This is a genomic window from Actinacidiphila rubida (assembly GCF_900110255.1).
GTDB lineage: Bacteria > Actinomycetota > Actinomycetes > Streptomycetales > Streptomycetaceae > Actinacidiphila > Actinacidiphila rubida.
The window spans coordinates 217,046-242,087 of record NZ_FODD01000004.1; the positions used below are offsets into that span (position 1 = coordinate 217,046).

At 73.4% G+C, this 25,042-nt stretch carries 20 protein-coding genes and 1 riboswitch; of the genes, 6 read left to right on the plus strand and 14 right to left on the minus strand.

Annotated elements, in window-relative coordinates; genetic code table 11:
- Nucleotides 1–56: 56 nt before the first annotated feature.
- A complete protein-coding gene (locus tag BMW99_RS05480) occupies nt 57–1,496 on the plus strand; it encodes an MFS transporter (protein ID WP_069464632.1) in 1,440 nt (479 codons plus the stop codon).
- A 72-nt stretch (nt 1,497–1,568) separates the two neighbouring features.
- Here the strand turns inward: BMW99_RS05480 and BMW99_RS05485 are convergent, their stop codons facing one another.
- From BMW99_RS05485 to BMW99_RS05505, 5 genes are all read right to left on the minus strand, one after another.
- Nucleotides 1,569–1,988 (minus strand): SH3 domain-containing protein, encoded by a 420-nt coding sequence (locus BMW99_RS05485; protein ID WP_069466312.1) that lies wholly within the window; start codon nt 1,986–1,988, stop codon nt 1,569–1,571.
- Nucleotides 1,989–2,237: 249 nt separating this feature from the next.
- Nucleotides 2,238–2,888, minus strand: a complete 651-nt coding sequence (locus BMW99_RS05490; RefSeq protein WP_069466311.1) for a thymidine kinase — start codon at nt 2,886–2,888, stop codon at nt 2,238–2,240.
- Between the two features lie 94 nt (nt 2,889–2,982).
- Nucleotides 2,983–4,173 (minus strand): alkaline phosphatase family protein, encoded by a 1,191-nt coding sequence (locus BMW99_RS05495; RefSeq protein WP_075016325.1) that lies wholly within the window; start codon nt 4,171–4,173, stop codon nt 2,983–2,985.
- 10 nt (nt 4,174–4,183) lie between these two features.
- Nucleotides 4,184–4,768: a DUF5998 family protein gene (locus BMW99_RS05500; RefSeq protein ID WP_075016326.1), complete on the minus strand. Its 585-nt coding sequence runs from the start codon at nt 4,766–4,768 to the stop codon at nt 4,184–4,186.
- A gap of 150 nt (nt 4,769–4,918) precedes the next feature.
- Nucleotides 4,919–7,705: a bifunctional acetate--CoA ligase family protein/GNAT family N-acetyltransferase gene (locus tag BMW99_RS05505; RefSeq protein WP_075016327.1), complete on the minus strand. Its 2,787-nt coding sequence runs from the start codon at nt 7,703–7,705 to the stop codon at nt 4,919–4,921.
- Between the two features lie 153 nt (nt 7,706–7,858).
- Here BMW99_RS05505 and BMW99_RS05510 point away from each other — a divergent pair, with 153 nt between their 5' ends.
- A complete protein-coding gene (locus BMW99_RS05510; RefSeq protein ID WP_069464137.1) occupies nt 7,859–8,140 on the plus strand; it encodes an HPr family phosphocarrier protein in 282 nt (93 codons plus the stop codon).
- A gap of 182 nt (nt 8,141–8,322) precedes the next feature.
- Here BMW99_RS05510 and BMW99_RS05515 read toward each other — a convergent pair whose 3' ends face one another.
- The 4 genes from BMW99_RS05515 to BMW99_RS05530 form a co-directional block, all read right to left on the minus strand.
- Nucleotides 8,323–9,021: a GntR family transcriptional regulator gene (locus BMW99_RS05515; RefSeq protein WP_069464138.1), complete on the minus strand. Its 699-nt coding sequence runs from the start codon at nt 9,019–9,021 to the stop codon at nt 8,323–8,325.
- 272 nt (nt 9,022–9,293) lie between these two features.
- Nucleotides 9,294–10,202: a M23 family metallopeptidase gene (locus BMW99_RS05520; RefSeq protein ID WP_075016328.1), complete on the minus strand. Its 909-nt coding sequence runs from the start codon at nt 10,200–10,202 to the stop codon at nt 9,294–9,296.
- A gap of 13 nt (nt 10,203–10,215) precedes the next feature.
- Nucleotides 10,216–10,398, minus strand: a riboswitch (cyclic di-AMP (ydaO/yuaA leader).
- Nucleotides 10,399–10,693: 295 nt separating this feature from the next.
- Entirely contained in the window at nt 10,694–12,058 is a 1,365-nt protein-coding gene (locus tag BMW99_RS05525) for a M16 family metallopeptidase (protein WP_079138510.1), read from the minus strand.
- Nucleotides 12,059–12,163: 105 nt separating this feature from the next.
- Nucleotides 12,164–13,555, minus strand: coding sequence for a M16 family metallopeptidase (locus tag BMW99_RS05530; protein ID WP_069464141.1), 1,392 nt, complete (start codon nt 13,553–13,555; stop codon nt 12,164–12,166).
- 258 nt (nt 13,556–13,813) lie between these two features.
- Here BMW99_RS05530 and BMW99_RS05535 point away from each other — a divergent pair, with 258 nt between their 5' ends.
- Together BMW99_RS05535 and BMW99_RS05540 are read left to right on the plus strand one after the other, a co-directional pair.
- Nucleotides 13,814–16,261 carry a DNA gyrase/topoisomerase IV subunit A gene (locus tag BMW99_RS05535; RefSeq protein WP_075016329.1) on the plus strand — a complete coding sequence of 816 codons (2,448 nt, stop codon included), beginning with the start codon at nt 13,814–13,816 and terminating at the stop codon, nt 16,259–16,261.
- 175 nt (nt 16,262–16,436) lie between these two features.
- Nucleotides 16,437–17,387, plus strand: coding sequence for a sucrase ferredoxin (locus tag BMW99_RS05540; RefSeq protein ID WP_075016330.1), 951 nt, complete (start codon nt 16,437–16,439; stop codon nt 17,385–17,387).
- A 2-nt stretch (nt 17,388–17,389) separates the two neighbouring features.
- On the opposite strand, the gene BMW99_RS05545 is transcribed toward BMW99_RS05540, so the two are convergent.
- From BMW99_RS05545 to BMW99_RS05555, 3 genes are all read right to left on the minus strand, one after another.
- Nucleotides 17,390–18,466 carry an ABC transporter substrate-binding protein gene (locus BMW99_RS05545; protein ID WP_069465761.1) on the minus strand — a complete coding sequence of 359 codons (1,077 nt, stop codon included), beginning with the start codon at nt 18,464–18,466 and terminating at the stop codon, nt 17,390–17,392.
- Nucleotides 18,467–18,599: 133 nt separating this feature from the next.
- Nucleotides 18,600–19,478, minus strand: coding sequence for an ABC transporter permease (locus BMW99_RS05550; RefSeq protein WP_069465760.1), 879 nt, complete (start codon nt 19,476–19,478; stop codon nt 18,600–18,602).
- Nucleotides 19,468–20,283, minus strand: coding sequence for an ABC transporter ATP-binding protein (locus BMW99_RS05555; protein ID WP_069465759.1), 816 nt, complete (start codon nt 20,281–20,283; stop codon nt 19,468–19,470). Before BMW99_RS05555 ends, BMW99_RS05550 begins: the two co-directional genes overlap by 11 nt.
- A gap of 270 nt (nt 20,284–20,553) precedes the next feature.
- Here BMW99_RS05555 and BMW99_RS05560 point away from each other — a divergent pair, with 270 nt between their 5' ends.
- On the plus strand, nt 20,554–22,173 hold the full coding sequence (locus tag BMW99_RS05560; protein WP_069465758.1) for an ATP-binding protein: 1,620 nt from the start codon (nt 20,554–20,556) through the stop codon (nt 22,171–22,173).
- The gene (locus BMW99_RS05565; protein ID WP_069465757.1) at nt 22,170–22,868 is read left to right on the plus strand and encodes a response regulator; all 699 of its coding nucleotides are present in this window, start codon (nt 22,170–22,172) and stop codon (nt 22,866–22,868) included. The genes BMW99_RS05560 and BMW99_RS05565 overlap by 4 nt, the downstream gene beginning before the upstream one ends.
- Nucleotides 22,869–22,906: 38 nt before the next feature.
- On the opposite strand, the gene BMW99_RS05570 is transcribed toward BMW99_RS05565, so the two are convergent.
- Both BMW99_RS05570 and BMW99_RS05575 read right to left on the minus strand, forming a co-directional pair.
- Nucleotides 22,907–24,565, minus strand: coding sequence for a solute symporter family protein (locus tag BMW99_RS05570; protein ID WP_245791221.1), 1,659 nt, complete (start codon nt 24,563–24,565; stop codon nt 22,907–22,909).
- Nucleotides 24,562–25,032 (minus strand): DUF485 domain-containing protein, encoded by a 471-nt coding sequence (locus BMW99_RS05575; RefSeq protein WP_075016331.1) that lies wholly within the window; start codon nt 25,030–25,032, stop codon nt 24,562–24,564. The genes BMW99_RS05570 and BMW99_RS05575 overlap by 4 nt, the downstream gene beginning before the upstream one ends.
- Between the last annotated feature and the right edge of the window lie 10 nt (nt 25,033–25,042).

Here is a 25,042-nt window from a genome sequence, read left to right on the forward strand (position 1 = left end):
CTACATCCTGCATAGCGTAGGTCCTGTCAACGCAAGAGGCAGGCAGGAGCCCAGGAATGAGTACCGAGCGCAGGCGCTGGATCGCCCTCGCCGTCGTGATGACGGCCAGCTTCATGGACCTGGTCGACGCGACCATCGTCAACATCGCCGTCCCGAGCATCCAGCGCGACACCGGCGCCGGCTTCAGCGCCGTGCAGTGGATCACCGCCGGTTACGCCCTCGCGTTCGCGGTCGGCCTGATCACCGGCGGGCGGCTCGGCGACATCTACGGCCGCAAGCGGGTGTTCCTGATCGGCACGGCCGGGTTCACGGTCGCGTCGCTGCTGTGCGGGGTGGCCGCCGATCCGCAGATGCTGGTGGCGACCCGCCTGCTGCAGGGCGGTGCGGCCGCGCTGATGGTCCCGCAGGTCCTGTCGATCATCCACGCGACCTTCTCCGGCGAGGAACGCGGCAAGGTCTTCGGGATGTTCGGCGCGATCATCGGCCTGGCGGCCGTCACGGGCCCGCTGCTCGGCGCGCTGCTCACCCAGTGGGACATCCTCGGCCTGGAGTGGCGGCCGATCTTCCTGATCAACCTGCCCGCCGGCATCGCCGGCCTCGTCCTCGGCCGCCGGTTCATCGACGAGTCGAAGGCCCCGCAGGCGCTCCGGCTCGACCTGGTCGGCGTCGCCCTGGCCACGGCGGGCCTGCTGCTGCTGATGTACCCGCTGGTCCAGGGCCGGGAGAACGGATGGCCGCTGTGGGGCTTCGCGATGATGGCCGGCGGCGTCGCCGTCCTCGCGGGCTTCGTCCGCTACGAGCGGGCCAAGAAGGCCAAGGACGGTTCACCGCTGGTCGAGCTGGCGCTCTTCCGGGCCCGCAGCTTCGCCGCGGGGATCGGGGTGCAGCTGGTGTTCGGCGTAGCGTGCGGCATCTTCTTCCTGGTCTGGACGCTCTACATGCAGATCGGCCTGGGCTGGACCCCGCTGCACGCCGGACTGACCGGGCTCCCGTTCACCGTCGCGTGCTCGGCCTCGGCCGGCCTGTCCGTCCAGCTGCTGGTGCCTCGGTTCGGCCGCAAGGTGCTGCAGGCCGGGGCGCTGATCACGGCCGCCGGCGCGCTCCTCTACATCGCGGAGTCCGCCCGCTACGGGCACGCGGTCCACTCGTGGCAGATGGCGCTGCCGCTGCTGGTGATGGGAGCCGGCATGGGCATGATCTTCTCGCCGCTGACGGACGCGGTCCTGTCCGACGTGCCGCAGGAGCACGCGGGGTCGGCCTCCGGCCTGATCAACACCACCAACCAGCTCGGCAACGCGTTCGGCCTGGCGCTGGTCTCGGTCGCCTTCACCGGCCCGACCCCGGTCCGCGCCTTCGAGCACGCGATGCTCTGGATGGTCGGCGCGCTCGCGATCGTGGTCACCCTCATGACGGCCCTCCCCCGGCGCGCCGCGCGCCCCTCGGAGGCCGTGGACCAGTCCGCCGAGCCCGCGAGGACGCCCGCGCTGGCGGGTTGACGCCCGCGGAGAGCGCCCATGCCGTGGCCGGGGGGACGTCCCCCCGGCCACGGCATGGGCGCCGGCGTCGTGTCAGCCCTTGGCGTGCGGGTGCTGCGCCTGCGGGCTCAGGGTCGCGGCGAGGACGCTGTCGCAGTACGACACGGTGCCGGTGTTGGCGACGTACCGGGCGCTGAGCCAGCGCTCGTGGCTGCTGCCGCGCATCAGGTACCAGATGGTGTTGCCGTCGATGTTCTGGGCGCGGACCTTGCACGTGAGGCCGACCTGCGCGTGGTAGGCGAGGAAGCCGACGACGGACGAGTCCGTGCTCGGGAACTGGCGGATGTTCAGGCCGGCCGTGGTGGTGACGGTGCCGTACGGGAGGGCGGGCTGGGCCGGCAGCGCCTGGGCCGGAGCCGCGGCGAGCAGGATCCCGCCCATGGCGACGGCTCCGACCAGGGCGCCGGCGGTGCGCTTCAGACCGCGCCGTGCGGGGGCAGTGAGCATTGACATGTGCCTCTCCAGTTCTCGACAGCCAGGGGTCGCGGTGTGCGGCCGGTATGCGAGCGGCACATTACGGCGCATTACTGTCGTCATATGAACGAAACGCCATGAAGGACCCAGACGCGGGCATTTCTTCCCCTGTGATGGGTGCATGCGACGGGGGCACGGCGCCCGCGGGCAAGACCGTTCGGTGGCGGCCGCGCACGGCAACCGTGAGGCCGCGCACGGCAACCGTGAGCGCGACCGGGGGCCGTGGCGTCAGTCGGAGGAGACCGGCAGGACGTCGGGAGACAGGGCGCCCACGAGGGCGGACGCGCTGGTGACACGGCCGAGGTGGTGGCGGCGGCACAGGACCTCGTAGCCGACGTCCTGCGCCGGGCGGTTGACGTCGCCGACGACCACCTGGGCGCCCTCGACCACCATCCGGCCGCCGACCGTACGGGCGTTGTGCGTGGCCCGCGCGCCGCACCAGCACAACGCCTCCACCTGGAGGGTCTCTATCCGGTCGGCGAGCTCGATCAGCCGCTGCGAGCCGGGGAAGAGTTTGGTGCGGAAGTCCGTGGTGATGCCGAAGGCGAAGACGTCGAGCCCGAGATCGTCGACGATCCGCGCCAACTGGTCGATCTGCTCGGGCGCGAGGAACTGCGCCTCGTCGACGATCGCGTAGTCGACCTGGCCGCCCTTGGACAACTGGTCGACCACGTAGGCGTACACGTCCATGCCCTCGACGGCCTCGACCGCCCCGGTGACGAGGCCGAGACGCGAGGACAGCTTCCCCTCGCCCGCCCGGTCGTCCCGCGTGAAGATCACACCCCGCAGCCCCCGGGTCGAGCGGTTGTGCCCGATCTGGAGCGCCAGGGTCGACTTGCCGCAGTCCATCGTTCCGGAGAAGAAAACCAGCTCGGGCATGGAAGGGCGACGGCCTTTCGGTGGACGGCGGATGACAGGTGCGGGCGGGCACGGGGCAGGCGGAGGCGCCGGCGCGGCGCGGGGACTGAGGGTGTCAGCAGCGTACTTCGAGCAGGGGTACGAGTTGCTCGACGGGGGCCAGGGAGCCGTGCAGGCCGACCATCTTGGACTCCCCCGGCTCGCTGCGGTGGGCCACGATCGCCATGTCGTCGCGCGCCACCGCGACCACGTCACCGATCCTGCCGAGCACCCGCTCGTCCGGATCGGAGCCGAACCACCCGGCGGCGACGGCCTGTTCGCGGCCGGCCACCCACATCCGCGGGCCCAGCACCTCGCGCCACACCGCGAGGACGTCGGCCGCGGCGCCCCGCACCGCGTACACGTGGCGGGCCCGGCCCTCGCCGCCGAGCACGGCGACGCCCGCCCGCAGCTCCCAGTCCTCGTCGAAGTCGATCCGCGACTCCTCGTCGAACGGCACGTCGATCATGCCGTGGTCGGCGGTGACGTACAGGGCGCTGCGCGGCGGCAGTTGCTCGGCGAGCCGCTGCACCAGCCGGTCCACCATCATCAACTGGCCGCGCCAGGCGTCGGAGTCCACGCCGTGCCGGTGGCCCATGGCGTCCAGCTCGCTGTAGTACGTGTACACCAGCGTGCGGTCCGCGGCGGCCAGCCGGTCCGCGGCCAGGTCGACCCGCTCCTCGCCGGTGAGCCGGCCGTGGAACGTGCCGCCGGACAGCGCGACCTGGGTCAGCGGGGTCCGCTCGAACGTCGGCGACGACACCTGGCAGGTGCCGATCCCGGCGGCGTCGGCCAGCCGGAAGACGGTGGGGTGCGGCTGCCACACCGCCGGCGACGTCCACGGCTGCCAGCGCAGCTGGTTCATCAGCTCCCCCGTGCCGGGGTTGAGCGCGGTGTAGCCGGTCAGGCCGTGCCGGCCGGGCGGCAGCCCGGTGCCGACGGAGGCCAGGGACGTGGCGGTGGTGGCGGGGAAGCCGGCCGTGATCGGGCGGCCGGTACCGCCGCGGGAGGTGGCCAGCAGCGACGTCAGGTACGGCGCCTCGTCGGGGTGCCGCAGGATGAGCTCCCAGCCCAGGCCGTCGACCAGGAACACGCAGACCCGGTCGGCGGGCGTCAGCGTGAGGCCGGTGACGGGCATGCCGGGCACGGCGAAGCCGGCCACGGCCGCCGGGATGACGTCGCAGAGCGCACCGGCACCGTACTGCGGCGCGGGCGCGGTGGCCGGGTCGAGCGGCTCGTCGTCCTCGTCGGGAAACGGGTGGGCCATCAGCGAGCCGTCACTCCGCCGCCGCCGTCGCCTCGGAGAGGGCCTGCGCGAAGGCGAGGGTCTGCCGGACGGCGTCCGGCCCGTCGCCGGCCTCGCTGACCCGCAGCGACAGGTCGTCGGCGGTGGAGGAGCCCGTGTAGCCGTGGTCGGCCTCGCAGTTGGGGTCGCCGCAGGCGGCGGGCTCCAGGTCCAGCCGGGCCACCGCGCCCCAGCCGATGGTCAGCACCACTTCGCGCGGCAGGGTGCCGACGGTGTACGACTCGGGGTTCGCCACGACCCGGCTGACCACCACGGACGAGATCCGCCCGAGCTTGACCGACTCGGTGGAGGTGGTGGCGTAGGGGCTCGGCGAGGTGTCGTCGGCGGCCTGCTCGTCGGTGTGGCTGACGATGAAGCGGCTGCCGGTCAGCACCAGCACCGTGACGTGGCGGCGCACCTCGTTGGAGTCGAAGGTGGTCTCCTGGTGGACCAGGTACGAGGACACCGGCTCACGGCCCACCGCGGCCTCCACGGCCTCCGCCACCAGGGCGGGGTAGTAGCCGCTGCGCTCGATGGCCGTGCGCAGCCCCTGCGTCGTCGTACCGGTCTTCGCCATAGGCACCATCTTAAGCGGGCCGTGTGACGTTCCCCGCCGTCCGTACCGTACCGATCCGCCCGGTCGCCGGTACCGTACCGATCCGCCCGGCCGTCCGCCCGCGGGGTCCGGCAGCGGCCCCCGGGACCCGGGCACGGACGGGCCGTGCGGTCAGTACGTGGCGAGGGCGCGCGGGCCGAGGTCGGTGCGCGCCGGGGGCGGGGCGAGGCGGACGGTGGCGCCGAGCACGCTCAGGCCGCGGCCGGCCACCACCACCGGCTCCAGGTCGATCCCGACGACCTCGGGCAGGTCGTCGGCGAGCATCGACACCCGCAGCAGCAGTTCCTCCAGCGCCGCGGTGTCGACGGGTTCGGCGCCGCGCCAGCCGAACAGCAGCGGCGCGGCCCGGATGGAGCGGACGAGTTCCGCGACGTCGCTGTCGGTGGCCGGCACGAGGCGGTGCGCGAGGTCGCCGAGCAGCTCCGAGGCCGCGCCGGCCAGCCCGAAGGACAGCACGGCGCCCGCGGCGGGGTCGACGCAGGACCTGACCACCGTGTCGACGCCGCGCGGCGCCATCGCCTGCACCACGGGCCGCAGTTCGGCGGGACCGCCGAGCCGCGCGGTCAGCTCCTCGTAGGCCCGCCGCAGGTCCTGCTCGTCGGCCAGGTCAAGGCGGACGCCGCCCAGGTCGGCGCGGTGCCGCAGGTGGGGCGCGGTGGTCTTGAGCGCCACGGGGTAGCCCAGGCTCCGAGCGGCGGCGACCGCGGCGTCCTGGTCGGGCGCGGGCACCGCGCGGTGCACGTGGATGCCGTAGCGGGAGAGCAGCCGGGCCGCGTCGGCGTCGGCCAGGGTGACCTCGCGGTCGGGCGCCGGCGCCGGGCCCGCGGCCGTCGCCGAACCGGCGGCGGGGGGCGCCGCCGGGAGCAGGCGGTGGACGTCCTCGGCGGCGGCCGCCTCCTGGACGTCCTCGAACTGCGGGACGCGCCCCGGTTCGGCGGCGGTCGCGCGCCAGGCCGCGTAGGCCGTGGCCTCGGCCAGCGAGCGGACGGCGCGGTCGGGCGCGGAGTAGGCCGGGACGCGGGCGCCGGGCCGGTCCCGCGCGACCAGCCGGTCGGCCATCGTCTCCAGCGCCAGGTGGACCACCACGACCGGCTTGGCCGCGCCGTCGGCGGCCGCCCGCAGCGCCTCGGCCAGCGCCGGGTCGTCGCCCGACTCCTGGTCGGGGGCGTCCTCGGAGCCGACCCGCGGGATCGCGGTGACCACCACGGCGTCGGTGGCGGGGTCGGCCAGGGCCCGCCGCAGAGCGGCCGCGAAGTCCTCGGGCCGGGCCGCGGTCGTCAGGTCCAGCGGGGGCGCGGGGTGCAGCCCGGCCGTCAGGGCGGCGTCGTAGGTGAGCAGCCCGATGGACTCGGAGTTGCCGAGCACGGCGACCCGGTCGCCGGCCGGCAGCGGCTGCAGGGCGAGGAAGAGCCCGGCGTCCAGCAGTTCGGTGACGGTGTCGACGCGCATGACGCCGGCCTGGCGGAACAGTGCGGAGACCGTGGAGTCGGGGATCCGGGTGTCGGGCACCGCGTGACCGGCCGGCACCGATCCGGTGTGCAGCGCGCCTTTGACGACCACGACGGGCTTGTTCGCGGCGATCCGGCGCGCGATGCGGGTGAACTTCCGCGGGTTGCCGAACGACTCCAGATACATCAGCACCGCGTCGGTCTCCGGGTCGTCCTGCCAGAACTGCAGCAGGTCGTTGCCGGAGACGTCGGCACGGTTGCCCGCGGACACGAAGGACGACGGCCCGGCGCCGCGCCGGTGCAGCCCCGACAGCAGGGCGATGCCGATGGAGCCGGACTGGGTGAACAGGCCGAGGCGGCCGCGGTGCGCCATCTCGGGCGACAGCGAGGCGTTGAGCCGGATGTCGTCGGCGGTGTTGAGGACGCCGAACGCGTTGGGCCCGATCACGCGCATGCCGTGGCTGCGGGCCTGGCGGACCAGGTCGCGCTGCTTCTCCCGGCCCTCCGCACCGCTCTCGGAGTAGCCGGCGGCGACCACCACGAGACCGCGCACGCCCGCCTCGCCGCAGTCGGCGACGGCGTCGGGCACCCGGTCCGCGGGGACCGCGATCACGGCCAGGTCCACCGGCTCGCCGATCTCGGCGACCGAGCGGTACCCGGGCACGCCGTCGATGTCGGTGCCGCCCTCGCCGGCGGAGGGGAAGGAGTGGTTGACCGCGTAGACGCGGCCGGTGAAACCGCCCGCGGTGATGTTGCGCAGCAGGGTGCGGCCGACGCCGCCGGGCCTGCGGCCGGTGCCGACGACGGCCACCGAGGCGGGGCGCAGCAGCCGCTGCACCGAACGGGCCTCGGCGCGGTGCTCGCGCGCCCGCATCACCTGCACGGACTCGTCGGTGGGCTCCAGGTCCAGATCGAGGTGGACCACGCCGTCGGCGAAGCTGCGCTCCTGGGTGTAGCCGGCGTCCGTGAAGACCTTGACCATCTTCCGGTTGGCGGGGAGCACTTCGGCGGTGAAGTGGAGGATGCCGCGCTCGCGGGCGACGGCGGCGATGTGCTCCAGCAGCGCGGACGCCACCCCGCGGCCCTGGTGCGCGTCCTGCACCAGGAAGGCCACCTCGGCGCGGTTGCCGTCGCTGTTGGACCGGCCCTGGCCGTCGATCCGGTCGTAGCGGACGGTGGCGATGAACTCGCCGCCGACGGTGGCGGCCAGGCCGACCCGGTCGACGTAGTCGTGGTGCGTGAAGCGGTGCACGTCGCGGTCGGACAGCCGGGGGTACGGCGCGAAGAAGCGGTAGTACTTCGACTCGTCGGAGACCTTCTCGTAGAAGTCGACCAGCCGTCCCGCGTCGCCCGGGCCGATCGGCCGGATGTGGGCGGTACCGCCGTCCCTCAGGACGACGTCCGCCTCCCAGTGCACGGGGTACGGCTGCGGCTGCTGGTCCTCCGTCATGGCCCCAGCGTAAGCGGGCGTGGCCTGCTCGCGTCGTCGGCGCGTTGGAGGCAGGCTGGGGGCAGCGCACCGGCGGTCCGGGGCACGGCGCCGGTCATGTTTAACTGGTCTAGACAACTTCGTACCACTGTCACTGATCCGAAGGGCAACACCATGGTTGAGCGCCGCGTCAACGTCGGCTGGGCGGAGGGCCTCCACGCCCGCCCGGCGTCCATCTTCGTCCGCGCGGCGACGGCCGCCGGCGTTCCGGTGACCATCGCCAAGGCGGACGGCAGCCCCGTCAACGCCGCGTCGATGCTGGCGGTCCTGGGCCTGGGCGCCCGGGGCGGCGAGGAGATCGTGCTGACCTCCGAGGCCGACGGCGCCGAGGCGGCGCTCGACCGGCTCGCGAAGCTGGTCGCCGAGGGCCTGGACGAGCTGCCCGAGACGGTCTGACCCACGGCGGGTAACCGCGGATCGCGCATATCCGCGGCACTTTTCCGCCCGCACCGCACGCACGCCCGGAAAACGGGCAGCGGAATTCAGCCGGACCGGACGATCCCCCACGGATTGTCCGGTCCCGCTGTTTCCGCAATTGCGGAACTGCTTTTCCCGGTCTCCTGTATACGGCCGAGGTGTTAAGCCCGGCGACGTACCGCGTTGACGGGATGTTTCAGGATCCTCACCGCCGAAGCCCGTTCCACATGGACGGCGGCCAGCCTGCGGGCCCGCTCGGCGTCACCGCGCCCGACCGCGTCCACGATCGCCGCGTGCTCCTCCCAGGACTCGGCGACCCGGGCGGCCGAGGCGTCGCCGACCCTGCTCTCCGAGGCGTCGCCGTACACCCAGGCGATCTTGTGCCGCAGCTGCGTGATCAGCGCGGCGAGCGTCGGGCTGCCGGACGCCTGGGCGAGCGTCTCGTGGAACCACCCGCTCAGCGAGGGCAGATCGGCCGACTGACCCTGCACCGCGCGTTCCTGGCCCAGCCTGACCAGGCCGCGCAGCACCTTCAGGTGCCCCTCGGTGCGCCGCTGGGCGGCCCGCGCCGCACCCAGCGGCTCCAGCAGGCCGCGCATCTCCAGCAGGTCGGCGGCCTCCTGCTCGGTGGGCTCGGCCACCGACGCCCCGGCATGCCTGCGGGTGCGGACGAAGCCCTCGGACTCCAGGGTGCGCAGCGCCTCGCGCACCGGGACCCGCGAGACGCCGTAGCGCTGCGCGAGCAGTTCCTCGGTCAGCCGGCTGCCCGGCGGAAAGAATCCCGCGACGATGTCGTCGCGGATCGCCGTGCACACCACCTGGGCGGAGATACGCCGCCCCGTGCCGTCCGCCCCGTTCACGTCCGATTCCGCATCGCAGAACTCCGTTCCCTCCCCCGTATTCTGCCGTGACTCTATTCCAGCCGACCGGGAAACGGGAAAGCGGAGCGAGAATTCTTGGATTGTTCTTGGACAGCACGGTGCGGTCGGCGCCGCGGAGGGCCCGCCGGGCGGCGAGGCAGCAGGCGGTCCAGGACGCGCGCAGGCAACGCGCGAAGGCCCCGGCCGACAGGGACCGGGGCCTTCGTCGCGGGCCCGGCCGGTGGCCGGCCGGGCCGTTCCAGGTCGACGGATCAGACCGTGACGCCGTGCTTGGCGAGGTACGCGATCGGGTCGACGTCGGAGCCGTAGTCGGGCGTGGTGCGCACCTCGAAGTGCAGGTGCGGGCCGGTGACGTTGCCGGTGGCGCCGGAGATGCCGATCTCCTGGCCCTCGGTCACCGTCTGCCCGGCCGACACCAGCGGCTGCGTCAGGTGCCCGTAGAGCGTGTACATCCCGTCGGCGTGCTTGATGATCACGTCGTTGCCGTAGGCGCCGTCCGCACCGGCCGAGACGACCACACCCGCGGCCACCGCGTGCACCGCGGTGCCGGAGTCCACGAGGAAGTCGACGCCGGTGTGGTAGCCGCTGGACCAGTTGGAGCCGGCCTGGTGGTACGGGGTGCCGATGGGCGCGTCGACCGGCTTGGTCCAGCCGGAGTCGGCGGCCGCGGCCGCGGCGGTCGCCGTCGGCTGGGCAGCGGGGGCGGTGGCGGTGGCGGCCGGCGCGGTCCGGGCGGCGGCCTGCGCGGCCGCCTTGGCCTTCGCCTGGGCGGCGGCCTTGGCCTGGGCCGCCTTCGCCTTCGCGGCCTTGGCCCGCGCCTCGGCCTGGGCCTGGGCCTTGGCCTTGGCCTTCGCGGCGGCCTCGGCACGGGCCTGGTCGGCCTGCTCGTGAGCGGTGTTGGCGACCGCGCGCTGGACGTCGGCCTGCGCGGAGAAGCTGTTGGCCAGCGCGCCGGTGACGGACGCGGCCTGGCTCAGCACGGTCTTCTTGGCGGGGGCAGCGGCGGCGGCCGGCCGGGGGTGGTCGGGCGCGGCCAGCGCGCTGGCGCCGAACGCGCAGGCACCGGCGAGCACGGCGACGCCGGCCAGGGTGGCGGCGGTGCGCCCGGGGCGCCGACGCCGGTGCTTCCCGCGCAGGGCGGGACGAACGCGGAACGCCATGGAGGCGTCGCTCCTTTCCTTCCTTCTCGCCTACCGGGTTAGCTGACGGGTTCGGAGCAGGAAGGTCTCCTACGGGCGCCCCTCGCCGACGGCGGCGGAGCTCCCGATTCACCCCGGGGTGGAACCCCTCGGCGCTGCGGGCGGCGAGAGGGTGGGTCCCCGGCTCCCCTGGACGGGGACTCGGCGATGTGCGGTTGTGCGCCCGGCACGGCCGGGCGGCGCCGTCGCTGCGAGGACGGCGAGCGCTGACGCTATCCGGGCCATCCGGCGAACACCAAGCAGATCATGCGATATGTAGCGCACGCCACACAGCCGAGCGATCTCGTCAAAACGGGCACAACGGTATATACGGAGCACGGGACTTCATGCCGGGCACCTGAGGGGGCCGCGCCCGGCCACCCGGTTGCCGGGAGGTCCCACGGGTCCCGGACGCACGGAACCCCGGCGCCGCGCAGGAGGCGGCGCCGGGGTTCGCGGGCGGTCCGGGAGGGTCAGGACACGACGGTCACCGGGCCGATGCCCAGCTCGCGCACCGGCTCGGCGATCTGTGCGGCGTCGCCGACCAGGACCACCACCATCCGGTCCAGCGGGAACGCGTTGACGACCGCGGCGGTCGCCTCCACCGTCCCCGTCGCTGCCAGCCGCGCGTACAGCCCGGCCTGGTAGTCGTCGGGCAGCTGCTGCTCGACCTGGTCGGCCAGCGTGCCGGCGACCGCGGCCGCGGTCTCGTAGCGCAGCGGCGCCACGCCCACCAGGTTCTGCACCGCGATGTCGCGCTCGTCGTCCATGAGCCCGCCCGCGGCCAGGGTGCGGATGACCTGCCAGGTGTCGCCCAGCGCCGGACCCGTCACCTCGGTGGCCACCGAACCGCTGATCGCCAGCAGCGCGGCGCCCGTGCCGTCCGCGGACGACAGGAGCACCTGGGCGAAGGCCCGCACGCCGTAGGTGTAGCCCTTCTCCTCCCGCAGCACGCGGTCCAGCCGGGAGGTCAGGGTGCCGCCCAGGCAGTACGTGCCGAGGACCTGCGCGGCCCACACCGGGTCCTGCCGGTCGGGTCCGGTACGGCCGATCAGCAGCTGGGTCTGCACCGAGCCCGGGCGGTCGACGATCACCACGCGGGCGGAGTCGTCCGAGGTGATCGCGGGACGCGGCCGCGGCGTGCCGGCGCCGCCGGTCCACCGGCCGAGGGTGGCGTCGAGCAGCGCCGGCAGGTCGATGCCGGTGAGGTCGCCCACGACCACCGCGGTCGCCGTCGACGGCCGCACGTGCGCGTCGTAGAACGCCCGCACCGCCTGCCGGTCGATGGCCTTGACGGTCTCCTCGGTGCCCTGCCGCGGCCGCGAGCAGCGCAGCTCGGCCGGGAACAGCTCCTTGGACAGCGCCATCGCCGCGCGGCGCGCCGGGTTGGCCAGCTCGTGCGGGATCTCGTCGAGCCGGTTGGCGACCAGCCGCTTGACCTCGTCCTCGGGGAAGGCGGGGACGCGCAGCGCCTCGGCGAGCAGCTCCAGCGCCCGGTCCAGCCGGCGGGCCGGCACCTCCAGGGAGACCCGGACCCCGGGGTGGTCGGCGTGGGCGTCGAGCGTGGCACCGCAGCGCTCCAGCTCCGCCGCGAACTCCTCGGCGGTGTGCTGGTCGGTGCCCTCGGACAGCGCCCTGGCCATGATGGTGCCGACGCCGTCGAGGCCGGCGGGCTCGGCGTCCAGCGGCGCGTCCAGCAGCACCTCGACGGCGATCACCTGCTGGCCGGGCCGGTGGCTGGTGAGCAGCGTCAGCCCGTTGCCCAGGGTGCCGCGCCGCGGCTCGGGAAACGCCCACGGCTTGGGCTCCCCCGCCTGCGGCTGCGGGTGGAACGTCATGACAGCAGCGGACTCACTCACAGCTCTCTCCCTTCGCTTCTCCGCCCGACCGGCGCGGCAGCGCGTTGCTCGTCCGCCGCACCCCGGCGGCCTCTCGTGCGTCGCTCACAGGTCGCCCTCCTTCTCGTCGTCGGCCGCCGGCTCGCCGGCCTCGACCACGGCCTGCTGCTCGATGTCCTGCTCCTCGGCCTCGGCGCTGGCGCCGGTGGGCTCGTAGACGAGCACCGCGCGGTTGTCCGGCCGCAGCCGGGCCTGGGCGACCGCCTTGACCTCCTCCGCGGTGATCGACAGCACCCGGTCGACCGCGGTGAGCGCCAGCTGCGGGTCGCCGAACAGCACGGCGAACCGGCACAGTTCGTCGGCGCGGCCGCCGACCGTCGCCAGCCGGTCCAGCCACTCCCGCTCCAGCTGGGCCTGGGCGCGCTCCATCTCCTCGGCGGTCGGGCCCTCCTCGGCGAACCGGGCGAGCTCCTCGTCCACCGCGGCCTCGATGACCGGCAGTTCGACGCCGCTGGAGGCCTTGATGTCCAGCCAGCCCAGTGACGGCGCGCCGGCCAGCCGCAGCAGGCCGAACCCGGCGGTCACCGCGGTGCGGTCGCGCCGCACCAGGCGGTTGTGCAGGCGGGACGACTCGCCCCCTCCCAGCACCGTCAACGCCAGGTCCGCCGCGTCACCCTCGCGGGTGCCGTCCTCCGGGAGCCGGTACGCCGCCATCAGGGCGCGCGACGGCACGTCCTCCTCGACGACCTCCCGCAACTGCCCGCCCATGGTGACCGGGAGAGAGCCGTCCCGCGGCTGCGGCTTGCCGTCGTGCGCGGGGATGCTGCCGAAGTACCGCTCGATCCAGGCCAGCGTCCGCGCCGGGTCGATGTCGCCGACGACCGAGAGCACCGCGTTGCCGGGTGCGTAGTACGTGCTGAAGAAGGCCCGGGCGTCCTCCAGCGACGCGGCGTCCAGGTCGGCCATCGAGCCGATCGGCGTGTGGTGGTACGGGTGCGGCTCGGGGTAGGCGAGGGCGGTCAGCCGCTCGAACGCCGTGCCGTACGGCACGTTGTCGTACCGCTGGCGGCGCTCGTTCTTCACCACGTCCCGCTGGTTGTCCAGGCTCTCCTGGTCCAGCGCGGTCAGCAGGCTGCCCATCCGGTCGGCCTCCAGCCACAGGGCCAGCTCGACCTGGTGGGCGGGCATCGTCTCGAAGTAGTTGGTCCGCTCGAAGCTCGTGGTGCCGTTGAGCGAGCCACCGGCCGCCTGGACCAGCTCGAAGTGGCCGTTGCCCTGTACGCTCGCCGAGCCCTGGAACATCAGGTGCTCGAAGAGGTGCGCCAGGCCCGTGCGGCCCTTGACCTCGTGGCGTGAACCGACGTCGTACCAGAGGCACACGGCCGCGACCGGCGTGAGGTGGTCCTCGGAGAGCACCACCCGCAGCCCGTTCGCCAGGCGGTGCTCGGTGGCTGTCAGGCCGCTGGAGTGTGCCTCCGGGGAGGCCGTGTGACCCATGGGCAAGCTGTCCTTCCGATCGCTGCTGCGTGACTGCGTAGAGTGCTGCCACTCTAGGCAAGCGTGCCGCCGATCGGCGAAGTTCCCGCCCGCGACAGGCGCCGGGGACCGCCGGCCGGCGGCGCACGGGCACGATCGGGACGGGTCGTCGTCCGCGCTGTCGGTAGCGCGGGCCACAATGGTCCGCGTCAGCTCACCGGTCCACCCGAAGGATCCGGACCTGTTCCGGAAGGCAACCAGACAAGGAGCGCCGCCGAGATGGCCCGCCGCACGACGAAGACCCCGCCTCCCGACGACGGTTTCGAGGAGCGCATCCTCGACATCGACGTGGTCGACGAGATGCAGGGCTCGTATCTCGAATACGCCTACTCGGTGATCTACTCGCGCGCCCTGCCCGACGCCCGGGACGGCATGAAGCCCGTGCACCGGCGCATCGTCTACCAGATGAACGAGATGGGCCTGCGTCCCGAGCGCGGGTACGTCAAGTGCGCCCGCGTCGTGGGCGAGGTGATGGGCAAGCTGCACCCGCACGGCGACTCGTCGATCTACGACGCGATGGTCCGCATGGCGCAGCCGTTCTCGCAGCGCCTCCCGCTGGTCGACGGCCACGGCAACTTCGGCTCGCTCGACGACATGCCCGCCGCCATGCGGTACACCGAGGCCCGGATGTCCGGCCCGGCGCAGCTGATGGTCGAGTCGATCGACGAGGACACCGTCGACTTCGCGCCGAACTACGACGGCCAGGAGCGCGAGCCCTCCGTCCTGCCGTCGGCCTACCCCAACCTCCTGGTCAACGGCGCGTCCGGGATCGCGGTCGGCATGGCCACCAACATGCCGCCGCACAACCTCGGCGAGGTCATCGCCGCCGCCCGCCACCTCATCCGGTACCCCAACGCCGACCTCGACGCGCTGATGCGCTACGTGCCGGGCCCCGACCTGCCGACCGGCGGCCGGGTCATCGGCCTGTCCGGCATCAGGGACGCCTACGAGTCGGGCCGCGGCACCTTCAAGATGCGCGCCACCGTCTCCGTCGAGGACGTCACCGCCCGCCGCAAGGGCCTGGTGGTCACCGAACTGCCGTTCAACGTCGGTCCGGAGAAGGTGATCTCCAAGATCAAGGACATGGTCGGCGCGAAGAAGCTCCAGGGCATCGCCGACGTCAAGGACCTCACCGACCGCGCCCACGGCCTGCGCCTGGTCATCGAGATCAAGAACGGCTTCAACCCCGAGGCGGTGCTGGAGCAGCTCTACAAGCTGACGCCGATGGAGGACTCCTTCGGCATCAACAACGTGGCCCTGGTCGACGGCCAGCCGCTGACGCTGGGTCTGAAGGAACTGCTCGAGGTCTACGTCGACCACCGCTTCAGCGTGGTGCGGCGCCGCAGCGAGTTCCGCCGCACCAAGCGCCGCGACCGGCTGCACCTGGTCGACGGCCTACTGGTGGCCCTGGTCGACATCGACGAGGTCATCGCCATCATCCGGGCCAGCGAGAACGCCGCGCAGGCCAAGGAGCGCCTGATGGAGCGCTTCGGCCTGAGCGACGTGCAGACCCAGTACATCCTCGACACGCCGCTGCGCCGCCTCACCCGGTTCGACCGCATCGAGCTGGAGTCGGAGCGGGACCGGCTGAACGCGGAGATCGCCGAGCTGACCCGGATCCTGGACTCCGACGCGGAGCTGCGCAAGCTGGTGTCGGCCGAACTGGCCGCGGTGGCCAAGCAGTACGGCACCGAGCGCCGCACGGTCCTGCTGGAGTCGCCGGACGCCCCGACGGCCGCGGTGCCGCTGGAGGTCGCCGACGACCCGTGCCGCGTGCTGCTCTCCTCCACCGGCCTGCTCGCCCGCACCACCTCCGGCGAGGAGGTCGACACCGGCGAGGGCAGGCGCGCCAAGCACGACGTGATCGTGTCCGCGGTGCCGACGACGGCCCGGGCGGACGTCGGCGTCGTCACGTCGCTGGGCCGGCTGCTGCGGCTCACCGTGATCGACCTGCCGAAGCTGCCCGACACGGCGGGCGCCCCGGCGCTGGCCGGGGGCGCGCCGCTGGCCGAGTTCCTGTCCCTGGAGGACGGCGAGCACGCGCTGTGCCTGACCACGCTCGACGAGTCCTCGCCCGGACTCGCCCTGGGCACCGCGCAGGGCGTGGTCAAGCGCGTCGTGCCGGACTACCCGGCGAACAAGGACGACCTGGAGGTCATCGGTCTCAAGGACGGCGACACCGTGGTCGGTGCGGTGGAGCTGCGCACCGGCGACGAGGACCTGGTCTTCATCACGGACGACGCGCAGCTGCTGCGCTACCCGGCGTCCCAGGTGCGGCCGCAGGGCCGGCCGGCCGGCGGCATGGCGGGCATCAAGCTCGCCGACGGCGCCAAGGTGATCTCCTTCACCGCGGTCGACCCGGGCGTGGACGCGGTGGTGCTCACCATCGCCCGCAGCGACGGCACGCTCGACGGCGCGACCCAGGGGACGGCGAAGCTCACCCCGTTCGACCAGTACCCGCGCAAGGGCCGGGCCACCGGCGGCGTGCGCTGCCAGCGGTTCCTGCGCGGCGAGGACGGCCTGGCCCTGGCCTGGGCGGGTGCCACCCCGGCCCGCGCCGCCACCTCCACCGGCGCCCCCGCGGACCTTCCCCCGAAGGACCCCCGCCGCGACGGCTCCGGCGTTCCCCTCGCCAAGCCCATCACCTCCATCGCCGGCCCCATCTGATCCCCCCGCCCTTCCCTCGCCGGCTCGACGCCCGGCGGGGGAAGGGTGCCCGCCGGCGCCGCGGGGTGGTCCCCGGACTCCGTCCGGGAGGTGCCCCCGGCGGCCCGGGGGCCGGAGCGCTGCCGGGAACCTGCCGGAGAGCGGGACCTCGGAGGCGTCCGGCTAGGCTCGGCACGTGAGCCCCGACGTCACCACCTGCTCCGCCGCCTCGGCGACCCTCGCCGAACCCCTCGCCGCCACCGCGGCCGTCGCCCCGACGTGGCTGCTGATCGAGCAGCCGGGACCGTGGGGCGCGAAGGCCCTGCGGGCCAGTCACCTCAACGCCGCGGTCGGCCGCGACCTGGAGCGGCTGACCGACGGCAGCGGCGTCCGCCCGGCGCTGATCCGCCGCCCGGGCCGCCACGCGGACCTGCACCGCCCCACCCGCCACCGCGTGCTCCTTGCGCACACCGCCCCGCATGACCCGTGGATCCGCACCGCCTGGCTGGACGACCCCGCCGAACTCACCGCCCTGGACTTCGCGGCGCTCGGCGCCGGCACCCATGACGGATGGGGCACCCCCTACGTGGGACCGCCGCTGGCCCTGGTGTGCACCAACGGACGGCGCGACCGCTGCTGCGCGGTCCAGGGCCGCCCGCTCGCCGACGAGCTCGCCCGTTCCGGCGGCAACGACGTCTGGGAGGTCACCCACCTCGGCGGCCACCGTTTCGCGCCGACGATGCTGGTGCTGCCGCACGGCTACGCCTACGGCAGGGTCGACGGCCACCACGCCAAGGACGTCCTGACGGCGGTCGCGGCCGGCCGGGTCGTGCTGACCGGCTGCCGCGGCCGGTCCGCGTGGGAGCGCCCCGGCCAGGCCGCCGACCTCGCGGTCCGGGACCTGACCGGGGAGGAGCGGGCCGACGCGCTGTCCGTCGGTCCGGCCGAGCCGCTGACCCCGGACACCTGGTCCGTGCCGGTCCGGCACCGCGACGGCCGCGCGTGGCGGGTGGCCGTGACCCGCACGGTCTCGGAGCCGCCGCGCCCCGAAAGCTGCGGCGCGGCCCTCGGCACACCGGCCCGGATGGAGGTCACGGGTGTCGAGCCGGTCGCCGGGGCCGCGGAAGTGCCGCCGCGTGCTCGCTGACGCTACTTCACGTTCTTGACGAACTCCGTGGTGTAGGTCTTCTCCAGGTCCACCGTGGCGTTCCGCAGGTTCGGGTTGAACGCCTTGAGGACGTTCTCCACCGTCTTCGGGCCGTCCGCCGGCATCACGCCGTCGGTGGTGAACATCGGCAGCGTGGCCTTGATGGCCTGCGCGTAGAGCGTGGCGCCGCCGTGCGCGTAGTCGGCCGGCATCTTCGCGGCGATCTCCTCCGGGGAGTGGGAGGACATCCAGCGCAGGGTCTTCACGAAGGCGTTGGCCAGCTTCTGGACGGTGTCCTTGTGGCCGTTCACCCAGTCGGTGTTCATGTACAGGCTGGACGACGGGTACAGGCCGCCGAGCGCCTGGCGCGAGCCGTCGGGGGTGCGCATGTCGTACAGCACCTTGCCGATGCCCTTGTCGAGGATCTGCGCGACGGTCGGGTCCGTGGTCATACCGGCGTGGATGGAGCCCTGCTGCATCGCGGCGATGAAGGTCTGGCCGGCGCCGGCCGCGATCGGGGTGAAGTCCCCGACCTTGAGGCCGTTGTGGACGGCCAGGTACTTGGTGAGGAAGTCGGTGGAGGAGCCGAGACCCGTCACGCCCAGGCGCTTGCCCTTGAAGTCCTTGGCCGACGTGATGGAGCCGGCCGCCTTGTCGGACACGACCTCGACCTCGCCGGGCGCCTGGGCGAACTGCACCACGGACTCGACACTCTTGTGCTTCGTCTGCAGGTCGAGGGTGTGGTCGTAGAAGCCGACCGCGCCCTGGACGTCGCCGGAGACGAGTGCGGTGGTGGCGTCCACACCCGCGGGCTCGGTCATCAGCGTCACGTCCAGGCCCTCGGCGCCGAAGTAGCCGAGCCGCTGGGCGAGCATGGCCGGCAGGTAGATGACCTTGTCGAGGCCGCCCACCATGATCTTCACCTTGGTGCCGTCCTTGGCGACACCGCCGGAGTCGGCCGGCGCCGCGGCGTCGGAGCCCGAACCGGAGCTCGTGGCGGCGTCGTTCGCGCACGCGGTGAGGGTGGTCAGGGCGAGGGCGCCGGCGAGGGCGATCGTCGTCGTGGTACGGGTGCGCATGGGGTCACGTCCTTGTGAGGTGGTGGGAGCGTTGGGGTCCGCGCCGCGGCGGAAGCCGCGTGGCGCGGCGGGTGCCGATGATCGGGCGCGGCGGGCGCGTCTCAGCGGGCGCCGAGGTCGGCGGGCGCCGGGGTCAGCGGGCGCCGGGGTCGGCGGGCTTCCAGCGGAAGAGCCGCTTCTCCAGGAAGGTGAGCAGGCCCTCGGCGATCAGCGCGACGACCGCGAGGATCACCATGGCCGCGTAGACGCCGGCCGAGTTGAAGGTGCCCTGGGCGGTGGAGACCATCAGGCCGAGACCCTTGGTGGCGCCGATGTACTCGCCGACGATCGCGCCGATCAGCGCGAAGCCGAAGCTGACGTGCAGGCTGGTGAAGATCCACGAGGTGGCGGACGGGATGACCACCTGGAAGGTGACCTTGCGGTTGCTCGCACCCAGGATGCGGGCGTTGGACACCAGGTTGCGGTCGACCTCGCGGGCGCCCTGGAAGGCGTTGAAGAACACCGGGAAGAAGACCAGCACGACCGCGGAGGCGACCTTGGAGGCCGGTCCGAGGCCGAACCAGATGAGGAAGATCGGCGCCAGCACGATGCGCGGCATGGCGTTGAGGACCTTCACGTAGGGACCGAACACGTCGGCCAGGAAACGCACCCGGCCGAGGGCGATGCCCAGCAGCACGCCGGTGGCGACGCCGATCACCCACCCGTACACGGCTTCCTGGAGGGTGGTCCAGACCTGCTCGCCGAGCGAGCCCTGGGCGGTGCCGTGCATGATCCAGGTGGTGATCTGGTCCCAGATCTGCGAGGGCATGGAGAAGTTGAACGGGTCGATGACGCCGGTCCGGGAGAACCACTCCCACACGCCGAGGAAGACGACCAGGACGAGTAGCCGCGTTCCGTTGACGGTCAGGACACGCCGGCGGACGGCGCGGGCCCGCGTCCTGCTGCGCTCGGCGGCGTCGGTCGGCTTCGCCAGGGTGCCGGCGGCCGGCAGGGATACGGACTCAGGCGGCATGTCCCGCGCCCCTTTCACGAGTGATGCGGACCTCTTCGCCGAGCGACGACCAGATCTCGCGGTAGATCTCCAGGAACCGCGGCTCCAGCCGGACCTCCTCGACCTTGCGGGGGCGGGGCAGGTCGATGGTGAAGACCTCCTTGACGGTGGCCGGTCCGGCCGTCATGACGACGACCTTGTCGGCGAGGGCGATCGACTCCTCCAGGTCGTGGGTGACGAAGACGACCGAGGATCCGGTGCCCGCCCACAGGTCGAGCAGCTGGTCGGACATCAGCGCCCGGGTCTGCACGTCGAGCGCGGAGAACGGCTCGTCCATGAGCAGGATCTTCGGGTCGTTGACGAAGGTCGCGGCGAGCGCGACGCGCTTGCGCTGTCCGCCGGACAGCTGGTGCGGGTAGCGGTCCTCGAAGGCGGACAGGCCCACCCGGGCCAGCCAGTCGCGGGCCCGCTCCCGGGCCTCGGTCTTGGGGACGCCGCGGAACCGCGGGCCCGCCATGACGTTGGACAGCACCGTGCGCCAGGGGAAGACGGCGTCCTGCTGGAAGACGAAGCCGACGTCGCCGCCGATGCCGTGCACCGGCTCGCCGCCGACCAGGACCTCGCCCTCGGTGGGCTCCTCCAGGCCGCTGACGAGCGTCAGCGTGGTCGACTTGCCGCATCCGGTGGGGCCGACGACGGCGACGAACTCACCGCGTTCCACGGTCAGGTCCAGATCCCGTACGGCGGTGTGCAGCGCCCCGGACGGAGTCCGGAACGCCTTTCCCGCCCCCCGCAGCTCGATGGCGGGGCTCGTGTTGCTGGTCATGCCGGGGGACGTTAGGAGCGTCACACCGGGTGCCGACAGCCTTGTGAGCGCTCGGCCCCTTCTGCCCACAGAGCGGTGTTCTGCTCGTTTTGCTCGCCGCAGGACAACGAAAGCGAAACGGACTCTGCCCATCCGGCGCTCCAGCGTTTACGTTGCGTTGACGACACGGACGTCGGCGCATGCGGGGGCTGCGGAAGGCCGTACCGGACGTGACAGCGCATATCGGGCGGCGGGCGAGTCCGACGGGTACCGGAGTCGGAGGGCAGCGTCATGCGGATGGGATGGCCGCGCCGTGTCTCGGCGCAGGTCCTGCTGATGCAGGTGGCGATCACCACGGGCGTGACCACGCTGACCGCGGGCCTGTTCCTCGCGCCGCTGGCCCACGAGATCGACCAGCAGGCGGAACAGCGCGCGCTGGCCATCGCGCAGAGCGTGGCCGCGGATCCGCAGATCGCCCGGGAGCTGGTGTCCACGCGTCCGACGCCCGACGGCCCGGTGCAGGCGGAGGCCGAACGTGTCCGGAGCAGGACCCACGCGCTCTACGTGGTGGTCATGAACACCCAGGGCACCCGCTGGTCCCACACCGACACCTTCCAGATCGGCCACGTCGTCTCGACCGACCCCCGCGAGGCGCTGAACGGCCGGGACGTGATGCAGATCGACAGCGGGACGCTGGGGCGCAGCGCGCGGGGGAAGGTCCCGCTGCGCGACGCGGACGACCGCATCATCGGCGCCGTCTCGGTCGGCATCCAGTACAGCAACGTGCGCAACCGGCTGGTCGCGATCGTGCCCAGCGTGCTGATGTACGCGGGCGCGGCGCTCGCGGTCGGCACCCTCGCCGCCTACTGGGCGTCGCGGCGGCTGCAGCGCGCCACTCACGGGCTGGCGTTCGCGGACATCTCCGCGCTGCTGGACGAGCGGGAGGCGATGCTGCACGGCATCCGCGAGGGGGTCGTGGCCCTCGACCCGCAGGGCAGGGTGCGGCTGGTCAACGACGAGGCGCAGCGGCTGCTGGGCCTGGACGGGGACGCGGCCGGGCGTCCGCTGGGCGAGCTGCTGCCGCCCGGGCGGACCGCCGACGTGCTCGCCGGCCAGGCCGAGGGCGCCGACCTGCTGACCGTCAGCGAGGGCCGGGTGCTGGTCGCGAACCGGATGCCGACCGAGGACGGGGGCGCCGTGGTCACTCTGCGGGACCGCACGGAACTCGAACTCCTCGGGCGGGAGCTGGACTCCACGCACGGCCTGCTGGACGCGCTGCGCGCGCAGGACCACGAGCACGCCAACCGGCTGCACACCGTGCTGGGCCTGCTGGAGCTGGGCCTGACCGACGCGGCCGCGGAGTACGTCGCGGAGGTCGCCGACACGCAGCGCGCCTCCGCGGAGGAGGTCGCCGACCGGGTGCACGTACCGCTGCTGTCGGCGCTGCTGGTCGGGAAGGCGGCGATCGCCGCGGAGCGCGGGGTGACGTTGCGGATCTCGCAGGCCACCTGGCTGCCGGACCGGGTGGTCGACCCGCGGGACCTGGTGACGGTGCTGGGCAACCTGATCGACAACGCGCTCGACGCGGCTGCCTCGGCGGTCGAGGTGGAGCTGCGGGCGGAGCGCACCACGCTGGTGCTGCGGGTGAGCGACGACGGCCCGGGGGTTCCGCCGGAGCTGCGGGAGCGGATCTTCACCGAGGGCTGGAGCACCAAGCAGTCCCCGGCGCACCGCGGGCGGGGCCTGGGCCTGGCGCTGGTGCGGCGGCTGGCCGAGCGGTTCGGCGGAATGGCGCGGGTCGGCGCCCGGGCGGGCGGCGGCGCGGTGTTCACCGTGGTGCTCCCCGAGGCGCTGGCGTCGGAGGAGTTCGCCGCGGAGCTGACCGCGGCCGTGCCGGGAGGGGCGCGATGATCGAGGTCCTGGTCGTGGACGACGACTTCCGCGTCGCCGAGATCAACTCGGCGTACGTGGCCAAGGTCCCGGGCTTCCGGGTGGCGGCCCGCGCCCACACCGCGGCGCACGCCCTCGCCACCCTGGAGCGCACCCGCGTCGACCTGGTGCTGCTCGACCACTACCTGCCGGACGAGACGGGCCTGACGCTCGTCCGCCGGATGCGCCAGCTCGGCCACCACGCCGACGTGATCATGGTGACGGCCGCCAGGGACGTGGCGACGGTCCAGGCCGCGATGCGGCTCGGCGCCCTGCAGTACCTGGTCAAGCCCTTCGGCTTCGCGGGCCTGCGGGCCAAGCTCGACGGCTACGCGGCGCTGCGCCGCACCGTGGACGGCGTGGCCGGCGGGGGCGGCGGCGAGGCCGGGCAGGAGCAGGTCGACCGGATCTTCGGGGCACTGCGCAGCGCGGCCGCCTCCCCGGCGTCACTGCCCAAGGGGCACTCGGCGCCGACCGCGGAGCTGATCCGCCGGGTGCTGCGGGAGGCGGCCGGCGCGCTGTCGGCGCACGAGGTCGCGGAGCGGGCGGGGCTCAGCCGGTCCACCGCGCAGCGCTACCTCAAGCATCTGGAGGAGGCCGGGCGGGTACGGCTGACCCTGAAGTACGGGGACACGGGGCGCCCGGAGCACCTGTACGCGTGGGCCCCGCCGGCCTGAGCCGGCGGAGCCCGTCCCGCGTGCGGCGTGCGGGGGCCTCAGGCGGCGCCGGCGCCGGTGAGGGAGCGCACCTCGGTCTCCGCGTAGGTGGCCTCGTCGGCGGGCTCGCGCGAGGTGACGGTGCCGAGCCAGCCGGCCAGGAAGCCCAGCGGGATGGACACCAGCCCGGGGTTCTCCAGCGGGAAGACGTGGAAGTCCACGCCGGACAGCAGCGCGTCCGGCCGCCCCGACACCACCGGCGAGAGCACCACCAGCACCAGCGCGGGCACCAGGCCCCCGTACACCGACCAGACGGCGCCGCGGGTGGTGAAACGGTGCCAGAACAGCGAGTACAGCAGCGCCGGGAGGTTCGCGGAGGCGGCCACCGCGAAGGCCAGGCCGACCAGGAAGGCCACGTTCTGGTCCTGCGCGAGCAGGCTCAGCGCGATGGCGACCGCGCCGATGCCGACCGCGGCGAACCGCGCGACCCGCACCTCTCCGTGCCCCAACTCGGCTTCCGCGGAGGGCTTCTTCTCGCCGGCGGCCACCTTGGCCCGGCGCCAGGTGGCGTACAGGTCGTGCGCCACCGACGCCGAGGAGGCCAGGGTGATGCCCGCGACCACCGCCAGGATCGTCGCGAACGCCACGGCACCCACCACGGCGAACAGCACCGTGCCGCCGGTGGTGCCGGCGCCACCGCCCAGCGCCTCCGCGAGCAGCGGGACCGCCGTGTTGCCCGCGGCGTTGGAGTCGCGCACCGTGTCCGAACCCACGACGGCGGCCGCGCCGAACCCGAGCACGATCGTCATCAGGTAGAACACCCCGATCAGCCCGATCGCCCAGACCACCGACCGGCGGGCGGAGCGCGCGGTCGGCACCGTGTAGAAGCGCGACAGGATGTGCGGCAGTCCCGCGGTGCCGAGCACCAGTGCCAGACCGAGACTGATGAAGTCCAGCCGGCTGGTCCAGCTCCCGCCGTACTTGAGCCCCGGGTCCAGGAACGCCCGTCCGTGGCCGCTGTGATCCGCCGCCGTGTTCAGCAATCGCCCGAAGTCACCGTGGAAGCGCAGCAGGACCAGTACGGTCAGCGCGATCGTCCCGCCGATGAGCAGCACGGTCTTGACGATCTGGATCCAGGTGGTGGCCCGCATCCCGCCGAACGACACGTAGACCACCATCAGCGCGCCGACGCCCACCACCGTCCACGTGCGGGCCGTCCCGCTGTCGCTGCCGCCGAGCAGCACCCCGACCAGGCTGCCCGCGCCGACCATCTGCGCCACCAGGTACAGGATCGACACGGTGACCGAGGCGGTACCGGCGGCGATCCGCACCGGCCGGCGGCGCATCCGCGCGGCCAGCACGTCGGCCAGCGTGTACCGCCCGCAGTTGCGGACGAGTTCGGCCACCAGCATCAGCACGACGAGCCACGCCACGAGGAAGCCCACCGAGTACAGCAGCCCGTCGTACCCGAACAGCGCGATCAGTCCCGAGATGCCGAGGAACGACGCCGCGGACATATAGTCCCCGGCGATCGCGAAGCCGTTCTCCATGGGCGTGAACAGCCGCCCGCCCGCGAAGAACTCCTCCGACGAGCTCCGCCGCCGTCCCGCCCACACCGTGATCGCCAGCGTCGCCGTCACGAACACGGTGAACAGCAGCACCGCCAGCCCGTGCCGCTCCCCGGCCGCCTGCGCGAGCAGCGGCCCCCCGCCCCTCAACGCACCCGCTCCTGCCCCGTCCTCGTGGCCAGCGACCACCGCAGGTCCAGTGCCAGCCGGTCCCGCCGCGTCCGCGCGTGCCGGGCGTACGCCCACGTCAGCAGGAACGTCGTGGCGAACTGCGCCAGCCCCGCGACCATCGCCACATTGAGCCCGCCGCCCACCTGATGGGCCATCAGGCGCGGTGCGGTCGTCGCCGCCACCAGGTACAGCAGGTACCAGAGCAGGAACGCCGCGGTCATCGGGAAGACGAACCGCCGGTAGCGGTCGCGCACCTCACGGAACGCCGCGCTGTCCTGCACCTCCAGGTAGGCCGACGCCCGACCGTCCGCGGCCGGCTCCGCCTCGGGGTGCGGCGGCCGCGGGGCGGCCTGCTGCTCCGGCACCCACAGGCCGGTCCCGGCCGCGTCGTGCCAGGGGTCGTCCATCCGCAGCGGCCCCTGGTCGCCCCCGTCGTCGTTGTCCACCGAGCTCTCC